This window comes from Ruegeria sp. AA3 (genome assembly GCF_056542905.1).
This window is the reverse complement of the sequence record NZ_JBQGAQ010000008.1, coordinates 136300-152162: the sequence shown is the minus strand read 5'-3', so window position 1 is coordinate 152162 and position 15863 is coordinate 136300. Positions and strand designations below refer to the sequence as shown.

The following is a 15863-nucleotide window of genomic DNA, read 5'->3' as shown; positions in this document are numbered from 1 at the left end:
AACACATTCACGACTTGCGCTTTTGAGGAGGAGACCCGGTCATGAAATTCACCAAGCTCACCACGCTGCTGGCTTCGGCAACATTGGCGGTGTCAGGCACCATTGCTTTTGCAGCCGACTACACCCTGACAATTTCCAGCTGGGCCCCACCCACCCACGGCATCAACGCGAAGATGTGGCCCAAGTTCGTCGAGATGGTGGAAGAGGCCACTGACGGGCAGGTTACTGCAGAGCTCAAGCTGGGCATCGCTCCACCACCCGCTCAGATGGATCTGATCATGGACGGCGCCGCCGATGCCTCGATTATTTTCCACGGCTATCAGCCCGGGCGTTTTGTCACCACCAAGCTGATCGAACTGCCAGGCTATGAAGGCTCGGCCGAGGACGCTTCGGTTGCTTACTGGCGCGCCTATGACCAGCATCTGAAAGCTGCTGACGAGCATCGTGGTGTAAAAGTCATCGCCCTGCACACACACGGGCCTGCGCAGCTGCATTCCAGTGCGCCGGTCACCACTCTGGATGAGGTTTCGGGCCTGAAAGTCCGCATCCCAGGCGGCGTTGGCGGAGACGTTGGCGCGGCGCTGGGCGCGACCGGCATTCAGGTGCCCGCCCCAAAAGTCTATGAAACACTGGCGTCCAAGGCGGCTGACGGCGTCGTTATGCCTTTGGAATCGCGCAAGGGTTTCAAGCTGACCGAAGTTGCACAGAACGTCTATGAGATGCCCGGTGGCCTTTATCGTGGCTCGTTTGCCTTCATCATGAACGAAGACACCTTCGCAGATCTGCCGCCCGAGCTGCAGACGGCGTTGGAAGAAAACGTATTCGGTGAACCGCTGAGCCGTGAGATCGGCAAGATCTGGGATGAGATTGATGCCACTGGTCGCGAGGCGACCGAAGCGGCAGAAGGTAATGCCATCAACGCTGCCACGGACGCGGATATGGAGAAGTTCTCGGCCATTGCCGAAGACATCCGCGGCAAGGTCATCGCCGAGGTTGACGCAACAGGTGTCGACGCTCAGGCCGCCTATGACATGATCAAATCGGAAATGTCCTCGAACTGATCCAACTTCAGGGCGGCCTTTGCGCCGCCCTGACTTACCCTGCGCGAGTTTCCCATGACCCCGATAATCCAGCTTGTGCGACGCGCCAGCGCCCTTCCCGTGATCGTGGCGTGCATCGCCCTGTTCATCCTGATGGCAATGACATTTTGCGACGTGATCCTGCGTTCGGTCTTCAATGCGCCCATTGAGGCCGCAACCGAACTGACGCGGATATTGATGGCCATTCTGGTGTTTTCAGTCCTACCAATTGTCTCCACTACCAACGGCCATATCGCGGTCGATCTGACCGACGGGTTCTTCCACCGTCTGCACCTGTCGCGCGCGCGGGACGTGGTGATCTATGTGGTCAGCGGCATCATGCTGTTCTGGCCGGTCCAACGCGTCTGGGTCCTGGCCGAGCGGGCGCGAGATTATGGGGACGTGACTGAGTATCTTTCAATCCCCACCTACCTGATCGGCTGGTTCATTACCCTGTCCGTTGCCATCACCGCACTGGTGATGATCGCCACTGGGCTGCTAAAGGCCTTCGCCCCAAATACTCTGTCGGAGCCTATGTAATGACCGCAGCGCTGATCGGATTTGCGATTGTATTGATCTTGGTGCTGGTGCGCCTGCCCATCGTCTTTGCCATGGGACTGGTCGGCACATTGGGCTTCGCCTACGAACGTGGCGGCTCGATCTTTGATGAACGCGGGTTGAAGGCTGCCATGTCTATGGTGGGCCGCCAGATTACTGACACTGCTCAGGATTATGGTCTGTCGGTGGTGCCGCTGTTCATCCTGATGGGCCTGTTCGTGAACAAAGGCGGTATGGCGCGCGAGCTTTATGCAGTGTCCAACGCTTTCTTGGGCCATATGCGCGGCGGAATCGCTATGGCCACGGTCGCAGCCTGCGGCGGGTTCTCGGCCATTTGCGGCTCGTCTCTGGCCACCGCCGCGACCATGTCAAAGGTCGCGATGCCGCAGATGCGCCGCTATGGCTACTCCGATGAACTCTCGACCGCGTCGATTGCCGCCGGTGGTACGTTGGGCATTCTGATCCCCCCATCGGTCATTCTGGTCATTTACGGGCTGTTGACCGAAACCTCGATCGGGAAACTGTTCATGGCGGGAATCATCCCTGGCATCCTCGGGATCCTCTTTTACCTCTTCGCCGTGCGCTGGACCGTCTGGCGCAACCCCGAGGCCGGACCAGCCGGGGAACGCGCCACCTGGTCCGAACGCATCCGCGCGCTGGGCTCGGTCTGGGCCGTGCTGCTGTTGTTCTTTCTGGTGATCGGCGGGCTGTACGGAGCTTTCGACTTTGAGCCGCTGAACCTAACCTTCTCACCGACCGAGGCTGCAGGCATGGGCGCCGCCGGGGCCTTCCTGATCGCTCTGTTTCGAGGCGGTCTTACTGTGGGCTCGACCTTTGAGGTGCTGAAAGAGACTTGCTTTACCGCGTCTGCCTTGTTCGCGGTACTGATCGGCGCGCAGGTATTTTCGAACTTCATCAATCTGGCCGGCTTGCCCGAGGCCCTGATTGCAATGGTCACGGCCTATGATGTGGCACCGTTTGTCGTGATTCTGATGATCCTTGGTATCTACATCATTCTGGGCTGCGTCTTCGAATCCCTCTCGATGCTGTTGCTGACCGTTCCGATCTTCTTCCCGCTGGTCACGTCTCTGGGCTATGACCCAATCTGGTTCGGCATCGTCGTTGTGGTTGTTACCGAAATCTCGCTAATCACCCCACCCGTTGGTCTGAACGTTTTCATTCTGAAAGGCGTTGTGGGCGACGTCTCGACAGGAACCATCTTTCGCGGCGTCACTCCGTTCTGGGTCGCCGATATCTTCCGTCTCGCGCTGATCGTGCTGGTGCCCATCGTGGTGCTGTATCTGCCGGAGCAAATGGGCGCGCTGGGGCACTGAGCCCCGCCTCATCAAACAGGAGAACATCATGTCCCTGCATCAGATTTCCAGCTTTGCCGCTGGCACTTGGGTCGCGCCCGGAGAAGGCGCACGCACCATCGCATCCGCCATCACCGGCGCACCGTTTGCCAGCGCTGGCAACGCGGCGCTCGACGTGCAGGCGATGCTTGATTATGCACGCAACACCGGTGGCCCAGCCCTACGTAAATTGACATTCCACGACCGTGCCCGGATGCTCAAAGCGCTGGCGCAAGAGCTGTCAGCGCATAAACAGGCGCTCTACGATCTGAGCTTTGAAACGGGTGCCACGCAGAAGGACCACCTGATCGATATCGACGGTGGCTTCGGCACGATGTTTGTCTTCGCCTCCAAGGGTAGGCGCGAGATGCCCAACGCGCAGGTCTATCTGGACGGAGACGTCGAGCAGCTTTCGCGCAACGGAACGTTTCTGGGGCAGCATATCTGCACCCCTCTGCAGGGTGTTGCGGTCCACATCAACGCGTTCAATTTCCCGGTTTGGGGCATGTTGGAGAAACTCGCTCCAACACTTTTGGCGGGCGTTCCTGCCATCGTGAAACCAGCTACCAATAGTTGTTATGTCACCGAACTGGCCGTGCGGATAATTCTGGACAGTGGCATCCTGCCCGCCGGTGCGCTGCAATTGGTGTCAGGCGGGTTGGGAGATATGCTCGATCACTTAAGCTGTCAGGATGTGGTCAGCTTCACCGGTTCGGCGAACACCGCGTTGAAGCTACGCCAGACATCTGCGATCTTGCAGAACTCAGTCCGGTTCGTTGCTGAGCAGGATAGCTTGAATGCTTCAATCCTCGGTCCGGATGCAGAGCCCGGCACGCCGGAATTCGATCTGTTCGTTAAGGAAGTCTCTCGTGAAATGACCACCAAGGTGGGCCAGAAATGCACCGCCATCCGACGCATCATCGCGCCCGATAGTCATGTCGACGCCGTGATTTCCGCGCTCTCGGAACGGTTGGCGAAGATCACCATCGGCGATCCGCGGGCCGAGACCACGCGCATGGGCGCGCTTGTGTCGAACGGGCAGAAGGCTGACGTGCTGGAAAAGGCAGCTTTGATCGGGCAAGAGGCTGAACGGGTTTATGGAAACCCCGACGCGTTCGACCTGAACGGCCCCGAAACTGGCGCCTTCGTTCCCCCGATGCTGTTTCACTGCGCTGACCCCGACAAAGCGCAGCGCGTGCACGATACCGAGGCGTTCGGCCCGGTCTCAACCCTTATGGGCTATCGCGATCTGGATCATGCGGTGGCACTGGCCAATCGCGGGCAGGGGTCTCTGGTCACCTCACTGATCACCCACGACACTGAGGTTGCGCGGGATGTGGTGATGGGGGCCGCGGCCTATAACGGGCGGATTTACATCAACGACCGCGACTCGATGGCAGAATCGACCGGCCACGGCTCTCCTCTTCCGCATATGGTGCATGGCGGGCCGGGCCGCGCGGGCGGCGGTGAGGAAATGGGCGGAGTGCGTGGTGTGAAACACTATATGCAGCGCACCGCCATTCAGGGCTCACCGCGCATGCTCAGTGGTATCAGCACCAAATGGGTGCCCGGAGCGCCTGAAATCCAAGGTCCGGCACATCCGTTCACCCGTAAATTCGGTAAGTTGCAGGTCGGAGAGACGCTGCACACAGCCTCGCGCATAATCACGCTGGAGGATATCGAACACTTCGCCAATTTCACCGGCGATACGTTCTACGCTCATATGGACGAGGACGCGGCGGCACGAAATCCGTTCTTCCCCGGTCGCGTAGCGCATGGCTATCTGTTGCTCAGCTTCGCGGCTGGCTTGTTTGTTGAACCGAACGAGGGGCCGGTGTTGGCCAATACCGGGCTGGACGGGTTGCGGTTCATGAAGCCGGTCGTCGCCGGGGACAGCATCAAAGTGCGTTTGACGGTCAAGCAGAAAACCCCACGCAATGACGATTATGGCGAGGTTCGCTGGCACGTGTCCCTGACCAATAAGGATGACGAGCCGGTCGCAGAATACGAACTTTTGACAATGAATGCCCGCTAACTCGTTAGCGTAACCTGTTTTTCTTATTCGGCCTAATGGGTTAAACTGGTCCCATGACCAATCAAAGCTCGTGGTTCGAAACGGCCGTAGCCGATCTAGTGGATCCGCAAGACCAGCGGGTCTGGTCGATTATTGTCTCTTTGTTCGGAGATATGGCACAGGAACCGGGCGCGCAGATTTCAGGCGGTGCACTGACCCAGATTATTGAACCGATGGGCATAAAACCCGAAGCGATCCGGGTGGCGCTCCACCGATTGCGCAAGGACGGTTGGATCGAGAGTGACCGGATCGGTCGCGTCTCGCGCCATGTCCTCTCGGAATTTGGCAGAACCCAATCAGCGGCCGTCACACCGCGCATCTACGCGCGTGACTCGGCGCCTGTTGAACATTGGCATCTGCTGATTGCCGAGGACGGGACGGGTACGCAGGTGCTTGACGATGTAATGCTCAGCGATGACTACATTCCAATCGGACGCAACATAGCAATGAGGGCAGGTGCGGCTCCGCTTCAGGCGGAAGGATTACTCGCGCTGGATATCTCGCCACAAACAGCCCCGAAGTGGATTCAGGATCGGTTATGCCCACCCGAGCTGCGCGCTTCGTGCCGGGCATTGCTAACTGCAGTCCAGAACGCAGCAAAAACTCACCCCGAGGAATGGACACCAACACCATTGCAGAGCGCCACATTACGGACTCTGCTGGTGCATCGATGGCGGCGTGTGGTGCTGCGCCAACCGGACCTGCCCGCAGCCTTTTACCCACCGGATTGGGTCGGCGCTGCCTGTCGAAACAGCATTATTCGCATGCTTGATCTGCTTCCACGGCCCTCAGCTGCCATTCTAAGCGGGAGCGGTTGACCAAACGGCACTCTGTTCAAAATGCGATTGCGACCTTTATCATCTGATCAGCCGAGTGGAGCGCCAACGGAGGAGGTCGAAGGATGACGAAGCAAACAGATATGCTTATCATCGGCGCAGGTTTTTCCGGGCTAATTATGGCAATTGAGGCGCGAAAGCGCGGCATCGCAGATATTGTCATATTGGAGAAAGCAGCCGACATCGGCGGTACATGGCGCGAAAACACTTACCCTGGCGTCGCTTGCGATATCCCCTCGCATCTCTACTCGATGGCGACACATCTAAACCCGGATTGGAGCCGCGCCTATGCAGGTGGCGCCGAAATCCAGTCCTATTTGCAGAAAAATGCGCGGGATGAGGGGCTGTACCAACTCTGTCACTTTCATCGGAAACTCAAATCTGCGCGGTGGGATGGTATGCGATGGCAGGTCGAGACAGAGGACGGCAACCATTGGTCAGCGCGGTTTCTGGTCTCGGCTATCGGCGCGCTGCACGTGCCGCGTATCCCGTATATCCCCGGCGCTGACAGCTTTCCAGGCCCTAGCTTCCATTCCGCAGAATGGGATCACGATGTTTCGCTTTCTGGTAAAAGAGTCGCTGTCATCGGCACTGGAGCTTCAGCCGTTCAGTTCGTCCCCGAGATCGCTAAAACTGCGGCGCAGGTCACCATCTTCCAACGCAGCGCACCCTATGTTCTGCCTCGCCCGGACGGCCCGATTGCACCATGGGTGCGCCGCTTGTATCGGTACTTCCCAGTGCTGCCCCGCATCCGGCGCCAACTGATCTATATGCTGTTTGAGTTTCGTCATCGCGTGTTTCGGGGCGAACCGCGGGCTGTCGATTTTGCAATGAAAATGTGGCGCCAGGCCTTGGACTGCGCGATCACCGATCCAGACCTGAAAGCCGCGCTGACGCCTGACTACACAATTGGATGTAAACGCATCCTCAGCTCAAATGACTGGTATCCGGCACTGGCACAAAACAACGTGGTTGTGGTGCCGCATGCCGTCTCCAGGGTTGAAGGTGATCACATCATCGCGGGTGACGGCCGCGAGTTCATCGCTGATGTTCTGGTCTGGGGAACCGGATTCCATGTCACTGATGTGGTCGATAATCTCGACATAACTGGAACCAATGATCTGACACTGAAACAGGCCTGGTCAGGGGGTATGCAGGCCAACCTTGGCACCGCAATTGCCGGGTTTCCTAATTTCTTCATGTTACTCGGCCCGCATACCGGGCTGGGGCACAACTCTGTCGTGCTTATGATCGAAGCACAGGTGGCTCATATCGGTCGTGTTCTAACAGAAATGCAGGAGGGTGGTCTTCGCACCATCACCCCGAAAACCGACAAACAGGTGGCGTTTACGAAAGAGATGCAGGACCGTCACCTCGAAAGCGTTTGGCAATCTGGGGGTTGCACCTCATGGTATCAGGACGCTGAGGGGCGCAATACAACGCTGTGGCCGGGCACTGTGTCCGAGTTCAGAAAACGCATGGCGCGATCCGGGCTCGAACAATATCATCCTGTGAGAGAAACGATCGGAGACCCATGATGTCGATCCTGCTGACGATTGTCCTGCTGCTGGTGGCTTTCCTGCTGTGCATGAACTTCTGGACGCGCCGCCTGACCCGTCAAGGGATCGAGATGGTGCCACAATTGGGACAAATCGTGACCGTTCAGGGAGGCAGCATCCACTATGTCGAAAAGGGCGACCCCGTTAATCCGACCATCGTCCTGATCCACGGCCTCTCGGGCCAGTTGCAGCATTTTACATACGCATTGATGGATGATCTGGCAGAGAACTATCACGTTCTCGCGGTCGACCGACCGGGTTGCGGTTACTCAACCCGTGATACCGCTGCGCTGGCCGCCCTGCCTGAACAGGCCCGGATGATCCACGCGTTTCTGGAAACCAAGAACGTCGACCAGACCATACTGGTTGGCCATTCGCTTGGCGGCGCGGTATCGCTGGCAATGGCATTGGACTATCCCGACACTATCTCGGCGCTGGCACTTCTGGCCCCTCTCACGCAGCAGATGCCCGAACCGCCTGCCGTCTTCAAACCACTGGAAATCCGCTCCGATTGGTTACGCAGCCTAATCGGAAACACCATCGCCGTCCCGATGGCCCGTAAAACAGCACCGCTGGTTCTGAAAGATGTCTTCGCCCCCGAACCCGCGCCTGCCGATTTTCTAAACCGCGCCGGGGGCGCTCTCGGCCTGCGACCTTCGGCCTTCATCACCGCGTCGCAAGACGTCATCGGCGTAGAAAGCAGCATGGGTGAATTAAACCTACGATACAGTGATCTGAAAACGCCTGGAGGCATCCTGTTCGGCACCGAAGATCCGATCCTGTCGGCTGAGACACACGGTGCATCAATGACGAAATTCGGCCTCACCTTCGAAAAACTGGAACATCGAGGTCACATGATCCTGATCACAGAGCCTGATATCTGCGCACGTTTCATCCGCCAGATCGCCGGCATGACCCACGCCGACATGACAAATCAAAACCCTCACTGAAAGCGCACACAAAGAATCCCGTCAGACCCTCATTTCCCTCTTGACCCTCTCCGGTCCGTCGCTTACATCGCCTCTCACTCGTGGCGGAGTAGCTCAGTTGGTTAGAGCAGCGGAATCATAATCCGCGTGTCGGGGGTTCAAGTCCCTCCTCCGCTACCAAATTCCCTTAACAATATCAGAATACTGGATGCATTCTGGCATCACTAGTAGCGATGACCCCTTGTTCTGGGTGACATTTTGGGTGACGGCTGACGAGCTTTGCGCCTGGTTTTCTTGCAAGCGGACATTGATGCACACCGCAGCGAAAGACTGCTCGGAGCCCAATGCGGCCGGTACAAGACTTAATATCTAATGCCGCTAGTATGCTTCCGGTTTGATCCGCGAGCTTCCCAAAGAAAAATAAGTAGCGGTTGGGCATAAAGACAATTCACCGATCAGAATTGTCGCTGGCCTTCGGAAACCCGATCTAAGAGCTAAACTAAAAAAATTAAAACAGTAATATGTCTTCTTTGGTAATAGCGTTAAATTGGCATACTTAGCCAGTCCCAAAGCCTATCTTTAGGTGAGTCCTCAATCTCAGTTATCCGCTGTCATAAAGCCCGCGCTCATGCTATCCGTCGCAAAAAGGTTTCGGCTGTCGTGACATGCTTGTTTTTGACTTCAGGCGACATGCGTCCAGCCGTACGGCACATCATCGCCCATCGAGGATTGCCAGCAAGTCTGTCGGTGTGTTTCAGAATGAATCGCCAGTAAAGGCCGTCCCATATGTCGGACCAAGGCCCTTTGCCCCAATGGCTCATTTTGCGAACGTAGTTTGAACCGGAGAAGTACGGTTTGGTGGTGATTAAACCGCCATCGGCATGCTGGCTCATCGCGTAGGCATTTGGAACCATTACCCAATCATAGCTGTCGATGAACATTTCCGTGAACCAGCGATAGACATGGTCCGGATCAATCTCACACAGAAACATGAAACCGCCCAGTACCATAAGGCGTTCAATGTGATGGCAATACCCGGTTTTGAGTACCCTTTTGATCGTGTCGTCCAGCGGATCAATACAAGTGGTTCCAGCATAGAAAGAGCGGGGTATGGGGCGGTGATGGCCCCAATGATTTGTTGTGCGCATCTGCACACCAAGGTCCTCATATGTCGCGCGCATGAACTCGCGCCAGCCAATGATCTGCCGAATGAATCCTTCTACCGAGTTCAGGGGAATGCTCTTTCGATCCGCATGCGCGAGGGCCGCATCCAAAACTTGTTTGGGCGTCAACAATCCTATGTTCAAAACAGGCGTGAGAACGGCATGCCATAGCCAGTTTTTGCCCTCGACAATGGCATCTTCATAGTCGCCAAAACGTTCGAACCGCCGCTCCAGAAACTGCGCTAGCCAATCGGATGCAGCTTTATGTGATGTCGGATAATATAGCGTTTCCAAACTGCCCAGTGCATTTGGAAAATCAGCTAGAACGCTCGCTTTTGCGGCTTCATCAACTGCATCATGGTCAGGCCAGTCGATCCGCGGCAGGCTATCCAACAGCGCTTTGGGTATTTTTTTGCGGTTTTCTTCGTCAAAGCTCCACTGTCCGCCAGTCGGTTGACCGCTTTCCATTAACACGTTCAAGCGCCGGCGTTGGCTTTTGTAGAACTCGGCCATGAGCCAACGTTTTCGACCTGCAGACCAATTCAGATTGTCGGCCCGCGTATTCAGAAAGCCGGGTGATGGCTGGATATCAAGCGTGATTTCGGTATTGCTAGCCGCCGCGCGAAACCGTCTTTCTGCAATGAAGTCTACTGGATCAGCCAAAACTATTCGGCTGACACCGCGATCGCGCAGACTTTGAAACAATCGCAGACATGCGCCCGGTTCCCGCTCAAAGGGCCATATCGTGGCATCAAGTCCCTTGGCGACCAAGCCGTTGCGATAGCGCGCCATAGAAGCGCGGTGCAGCCAAAGCTTTTGCTTGTGCATCGTGGCTGGATAATGCGCATCGCCAAAGAACAGCGGATCCTCGAAAAGCACAGCAGTATCTGTCTGGGCGACCAGACCCGGGTGTTGGGCAAACAATTGGTTGGGGAGTAGAAGGGTGGCAGTGGACACGGGTTAAAGTCTTCGTTGGAAGGGCAGGTTCAATTGATCCAAGAGCAATGGGATCTTCTTTCGAAGGCCGAAGTATCCGGCCCTTGCATAAGGCCACGTGATCGCGTCGTACGGCCGCATTATCCTGATCAATGATAGACCTGCATCTCTCAATAAGGGTTCTGCACGATCCAATCGTAACAGAGTGGGGCCAACAGGCGGGTAGTCTTGGACGTCTTCAGTTTTCAAAGCTGTCATTACGGATTCGGATAGAGTCTTCGCCTATTCGTTTGGTGAGCTAGCGCGCCGAGGGAGTTTTTCTAGCGTGAAAGCTTTCAACACATTGCAGGCGATCTTGCACTACGATGGTAACGGGGGTGAACTTTGTTCTGGCAGCATTGTTGAACCAAATTTACAGCTATTACCGCTGCCGTAAGGCTCCTGAGTCTACCAGTTCGTCAACAGTTCGCTCATGCGTTCAAGGCCAAGGTCTAGGTTGGCAGCGGCGCCTCCTCCAACACCCAAGCGGATGTGGTTCTGCATCCCGTAAGACGAACCCGGTAAAAGAAATGTCCGATAGGGATCGGCGAGCAAACGTTTGGCAAAAACATCACCATCAATCCCATCGAGCAGTGCCAAACCAATCAATCCAGCCTGAGGTTTGACCCAATCGAGGCTGGGCTGATCGGCAACAAACCTATCCAGGCGTTCCAGCGTTTTCATCCCAGCTGCCCGCGCAGTTTTCAAAGCCTGATTATATCGGCCAGGCCTTAAGGCGATTTCGGCGATGACTTCACCGAGAATATTCATAATTTCGCTCGAGTTTTCCCGCAGAATAATAGCGTCCCAAATCAGATCTGGATCACGGCATATCATCCAGCCGGTGCGTAGCCCCTGGAGCCCCAGTGCCTTGGAAACGCTGCCCGTCGTGATACCCCTAGGATACAAACCGGCAATCGAAGGGGCGCGGGATCCGACCCACTCCAAACCTGCATAAACCTCGTCAACAACCAGCCATGCGCCGACACGATCTGCAATCTGAACAAGCCTTTCCAGCTCTGCTTGGGTCATCAACTGCCCGGTGGGGTTATTGGGGTTGGTTATAAAGATGAGCCGCGTGCGTTCTGTTACTGCCGCCTCAACTTCGTCTAGCGGCAATAACCAACCAGCACTCTCTTCTCGGTCGACAACTTTGAGCGTCGCGCCGACTGCCTCTGCCAATACTCCCACTTGTGGCCAGCCCGGGCGTTCCGTTACGACTTCGTCGCCCGGTTGGACCAATTGCATGAATGCTAGATAATTGGCTTCTGCTGCGCCGGCGGTGATCAGGACGTTGTCTGGCTTGCAAACATCAGACAAGCCGGCGCGGTCCAAGACATGTCGTCGTAAAGCGGGCAGGCCCCGAAAGCTCTTTTGGTTCCAATCCAACGCCAGCGCAGGATCCAGCGCATCCATGAACTCACCCAAACGCGGCGTCTCGGACAAGGAAAACCCAACGAAAGCTTCTGGATCCGCTTCCGTGGTATCCAGTAGGTACTGAAAGAGTGTGTGTATCTTGACTTTCATGCTCTACTCAAAATCTTTGTAGTCAATCAGGGAGATAGTCTGTGCAAGCAGAGGGATTTGTCAAAGGTCGACCGATTGACCTTGCGGTTTTGGACTACGGGCTGTTCAAGGTCCATTCCACTGGCCGCATCATAGGAATCTGCGGGTTTCTGATCCGGACAGATTTGGGAGAAGCAATACTCATCGACACTGGATTTCCTGAAAAATACGCGACAGATACTGACGCCGCAGTCAAAGAAGATCGATTGTTCGAGTTTGGTGAGGTTCTGAAGTGCGAACCAGATAATCTGCCATGCGCACAGCTGGCAAAACTCGGACTCGTTCCGTCGAATATTACGTTGCAGATTTGTACGCACACCCATATCGACCACATCGGCGCTTTGGGCGACTTTCCAAGCAGTCCAATTCTTATCTCTTCTGCGGAGCGCGCCTTACCTCACCCCTTGTATTGGGGCGATATGCGGCCTCTGGAATGGCCCGATCAGGATTACCTCGTTGTTGATGGCGACGTAGAGATTGGGCCGGGTATCTTCGTTTTGATGGCACCCGGTCATGCGCCTGGCCAGATCGCGGTAATGGTCGATCTTCCGTCGGGGCCGATTTTATTAACCAGTGATGCGATTTCCCGACCAGCAGAAATCGACGAGAAGTTTGCCGGGTCTTGGGATGAAGATGCAGCGATTGCCAGCGCAGACAGGTTGATGCGTCTAGCATCCGAGCGAGATGCCTTTGTAATCTATGGGCATTGTCCAAAGCAGTGGCCTGTTCTGAAAAAAGCACCAGAAGTCTACAGATGATCCCACCCCGTGAACCATTTTCCATAAATGCAACGGTGCGCCTAGGAGTTATCTGACGTCGCGCCCTTGGTTCAGAATAATCACATTCCCACTGGAAACATCACCGGCCGGCGAAATTAGAAAACCGACCCAAGACGCGATTTGCTCAGGTAGCATCGCGCGACCATGCGGCATGGCACTAACGGCTTTCTCCAAGACTTCCTCAGTTAATACACTAAACAATGGTGTCTCAGTCATGGCAGGAGCCAGAGAATTCACACAGATCTTTTCCTGTGCGTATCGTCGGGCGAGATCTTTCGTAAGAGTATCCAACGCCGCTTTTGACGCCCGGTAGTGCGGAGGGTCGAACACATCGAAATTGTAAGCTCCGTTCGATGAGATATTTACAATCTTTTTGATGCCTTCGCGTTCCAACATCAACTGAACCGCCTGCTGGCAACAGTGGAACGCAGAGTTGAAGTTGATTGTCATCTGCTGTTCGAGTTCTTCGGGCGGAATGTGCGGGAAGTCAGACATGTAGCAGGTGCCCGCGTTGTTTACCAAAGCATCCAGACCGCCATACTCTGACCTAATTCCATCAAACGTATGAGCGGTAGCAATGGGATCTGTTAAGTCAACGCGGATAGGCGTGAAATCCGAACCCAGTTCTGCCGCAAGTTCGTCTAGTCGCTCTTCACTGAGGTCCAGCCCAATTACATGAAACCCATTTGTCCGCAATTGGCGACAGATGGCCTGACCCATCCCTCCCGCAGCGCCGGTCACAACCACTGTTTTCATAATCACTCCTCCAACCATGGCCATATCTGGGGTACTGCGAACTAAAAATTTCGCAACCCTTTCATCCGAAAGCGGTGAAATTCAATTCTTCTCGAATTTGGTGCACGTCCGTTGAGGGCTCAAGCTCGATTTCGCAAAGCCCACTTTCCGCGCGTTTCTAACATTCTTCTGCCCAGATGCTGCGTAGTAGCGAATTGAAGCTTCGTCCGCACAGCGTTCATTCAGGTGTAGTGCCGCGAACGTCTGATTCGAGCCCGAAGGAGACCTATCGGAAAATTGCTGCTTGCGCTCGCAGCGCCACGACCCGCTGCAATCAGGCGCACTTCGTGTCCCAGCTTTGCAATCTCCCGCGCCCAGTAGTGGCCCGCGCCACAGGCTTCGATGCCCACAAGACACGGGGCACGCTCATAAGAAACTTCAGCACCTGGGCCCGTCGCAGGCTTCGGTTGAAAGCGTCTTCTCCTTCGTCGGTGACATCGTGAGCCTGAAAGACGTTCTTGGCCAGATCCAGACCGATCGTGGTAACTTGCATGGGGTGGCTCCTCTCTCGCAGATGACGATACCTACACTATGGCGCATCGCGACGCCGATGGAGCAGGAGCCATCCACCCCATCTGCAAAGTAGACGTTCAAGCAAGTTGCAGCGAACATCTCCATCGAGCCGATGTCGTTGAAAAACTCGTTATTCTTGGCGGTACATTTGGGCTTATTGACCTGATTTCTTGGAGCAATCCGTAGCTATGCTGCTTTTCTACCCTGTGACAGGCACCATTGGCTTCAGTTTGGCCAGTTTCCGGAGGCTCTGGGCGGTGGCTGCGAGGGTAAACTCGTCCTGAACGCCACATGGCCCTCGTAGTCGGAGCCTGCCTAGCCAGAGGATGCGTTTGAGATGGGCGAAGAGCATCTCGACCTTCTTTCGTCGCGCCTGCGCCTTGGGATTGAACTTTGATGCTGTGTATTGGCGGGCGAAGTCTCTGACGATCTCATATTTATCGCGATGGACCGAACGCGTTTCAGCGTTGGGGCAGCACTTTGCCTTCAGCTCGCATCCTGTGCAGTCTGATTTCAGTGCCCGATAGTTTCTGGATTTCCAAACTGGCGCATTCCGTTTTGGATCAGAATAGGTACGCCATGTATGCCGCATCTCTTTGCCGTCAGGGCAGATGTAGCGGTCGTTCTCATCATCCCATGTGAAGTCGGACCGTGAGAAGGTTCCGTCGGTCCGTTCACCCTTGTCGAAGACCGGGATGAAGGGGAGGATTTGGCGCTTCAGAGCCAGCCAGACCAAAGTGTCGGAAGATCCGTAGGCCGTATCTGCCGCGATCCAATCGGGCTTCACGCCAAAGCGCTCTTCGGTCCGGTCGAGCATCTTCCGCATCGCACCGACTTCAGCGGTCTTGTTCGACCGGCTGGCATCCACATCCATGATGATGCCGTGGTCCGTATCGATGAGATAATTGTCGGAATACGCAAAGAACGCAGGGCCTTTGTGCGCCGCTGTCCATTGGCTTGCTGGGTCAGCATGGGCTGTGAACTTGGGCTTTGCGGTGGTCGCCGCCCCAAAGGCTTCGTCGTCCAACGTGTTGAGATACTCGCGCGCAGCACGAGGCGCATCATCAGGACAAATCTCGCGGGCTGCCCAGTCTTCGGGATTGCTTGAGTTCTGCTTCTGAACATCGGCACTGATCAAGCTGGCGTCGACTGCGAAGCCCTGACCACCAACCAAGCTTCCTTCATGCATCGAGCAACCGTCGTCTCAAACACATGGCGCAGCAGATCGCTTTCGCGGAAGCGACCATGACGGTTCTTAGAAAAGCTCGAGTGATCCGGGATGCGGTCCGTCAGATCGAGGCGGCAGAACCACCGATAGGCGAGGTTCAGATGCACCTCTTCGCAAAGTCGCCGTTCGGATCGGATGCCAAAGCAATACCCAATAAGCAGCATGCGGATCATAAGTTCTGGGTCAATGGAAGGGCGACCTGGGTGGCTGTAGAAACCCGCCAGATGCGTGCGGATGCTGGTCAGATCAACAAACCGGTCAATCGACCGCACCAAATGATAATGAGGAACGTGATCTTCAAGCGAGAACTCGTAGAACAAATCCGCCTGCGCCTCTTGCCTCGGTCCCATCATCCCCAATCCTCCTGTTCCTTGAGAGAATTGAATCAGCCGCTGACGACCTAATAAATAAAGAGTTTTCAACAAAATCAGCCCAAAGCAGAAATTGCATTTCGGAA

11 protein-coding genes, 1 tRNA gene and 2 pseudogenes are annotated in these 15863 nt (G+C 55.7%); 9 read left to right on the top strand and 5 right to left on the bottom strand.

All coding sequences use genetic code 11. The features are described 5' to 3' along the window. Positions 1-41 precede the first annotated feature (41 nt). The 8 genes from ACR0JR_RS15220 (at position 42) to ACR0JR_RS15185 (ending at position 8567) form a co-directional block, all read left to right on the top strand. Positions 42-1061 carry a TRAP transporter substrate-binding protein gene (locus ACR0JR_RS15220; RefSeq protein ID WP_170647377.1) on the top strand — a complete coding sequence of 340 codons (1020 nt, stop codon included), beginning with the start codon at positions 42-44 and terminating at the stop codon, positions 1059-1061. A gap of 54 nt (positions 1062-1115) precedes the next feature. Then, a complete protein-coding gene (locus ACR0JR_RS15215) occupies positions 1116-1619 on the top strand; it encodes a TRAP transporter small permease (RefSeq protein ID WP_010437886.1) in 504 nt (167 codons plus the stop codon). Beyond that, positions 1619-2971 (top strand): TRAP transporter large permease, encoded by a 1353-nt coding sequence (locus ACR0JR_RS15210; protein WP_480456884.1) that lies wholly within the window; start codon positions 1619-1621, stop codon positions 2969-2971. The genes ACR0JR_RS15215 and ACR0JR_RS15210 overlap by 1 nt, the downstream gene beginning before the upstream one ends. A gap of 28 nt (positions 2972-2999) precedes the next feature. Further along, positions 3000-5024, top strand: a complete 2025-nt coding sequence (gene paaZ / locus ACR0JR_RS15205; RefSeq protein ID WP_480456882.1) for a phenylacetic acid degradation bifunctional protein PaaZ — start codon at positions 3000-3002, stop codon at positions 5022-5024. Between the two features lie 53 nt (positions 5025-5077). After that, positions 5078-5881 (top strand): PaaX family transcriptional regulator C-terminal domain-containing protein, encoded by an 804-nt coding sequence (locus ACR0JR_RS15200; protein ID WP_480456880.1) that lies wholly within the window; start codon positions 5078-5080, stop codon positions 5879-5881. Between the two features lie 83 nt (positions 5882-5964). Then, positions 5965-7437, top strand: a complete 1473-nt coding sequence (locus ACR0JR_RS15195; RefSeq protein ID WP_480456879.1) for a flavin-containing monooxygenase — start codon at positions 5965-5967, stop codon at positions 7435-7437. Next, positions 7437-8408: an alpha/beta fold hydrolase gene (locus ACR0JR_RS15190; RefSeq protein ID WP_480456877.1), complete on the top strand. Its 972-nt coding sequence runs from the start codon at positions 7437-7439 to the stop codon at positions 8406-8408. Before ACR0JR_RS15195 ends, ACR0JR_RS15190 begins: the two co-directional genes overlap by 1 nt. 82 nt (positions 8409-8490) lie before the next feature. Next, positions 8491-8567: transfer RNA gene (locus tag ACR0JR_RS15185), tRNA-Met, on the top strand. Between the two features lie 446 nt (positions 8568-9013). On the opposite strand, the gene ACR0JR_RS15180 is transcribed toward ACR0JR_RS15185, so the two are convergent. Together ACR0JR_RS15180 and ACR0JR_RS15175 are read right to left on the bottom strand one after the other, a co-directional pair. Then, positions 9014-10507 carry a cryptochrome/photolyase family protein gene (locus ACR0JR_RS15180; protein WP_480456876.1) on the bottom strand — a complete coding sequence of 498 codons (1494 nt, stop codon included), beginning with the start codon at positions 10505-10507 and terminating at the stop codon, positions 9014-9016. Positions 10508-10933: 426 nt separating this feature from the next. Next, positions 10934-12052, bottom strand: coding sequence for a pyridoxal phosphate-dependent aminotransferase (locus ACR0JR_RS15175; protein ID WP_480456874.1), 1119 nt, complete (start codon positions 12050-12052; stop codon positions 10934-10936). A 41-nt stretch (positions 12053-12093) separates the two neighbouring features. Between ACR0JR_RS15175 and ACR0JR_RS15170 the strand changes: the two genes are divergently transcribed. Then, positions 12094-12849: an N-acyl homoserine lactonase family protein gene (locus ACR0JR_RS15170; protein ID WP_480456873.1), complete on the top strand. Its 756-nt coding sequence runs from the start codon at positions 12094-12096 to the stop codon at positions 12847-12849. A 48-nt stretch (positions 12850-12897) separates the two neighbouring features. Here ACR0JR_RS15170 and ACR0JR_RS15165 read toward each other — a convergent pair whose 3' ends face one another. The 3 genes and pseudogenes from ACR0JR_RS15165 to ACR0JR_RS15155 form a co-directional block, all read right to left on the bottom strand. Next, positions 12898-13626, bottom strand: a complete 729-nt coding sequence (locus ACR0JR_RS15165) for an SDR family NAD(P)-dependent oxidoreductase (protein ID WP_480456871.1) — start codon at positions 13624-13626, stop codon at positions 12898-12900. A 305-nt stretch (positions 13627-13931) separates the two neighbouring features. Next, positions 13932-14158 (bottom strand): annotated as a pseudogene (locus tag ACR0JR_RS15160) (IS110 family transposase); the annotation flags it as partial. Between the two features lie 219 nt (positions 14159-14377). Continuing rightward, positions 14378-15759, bottom strand: a pseudogene (locus ACR0JR_RS15155) (IS1182 family transposase). Between the last annotated feature and the right edge of the window lie 104 nt (positions 15760-15863).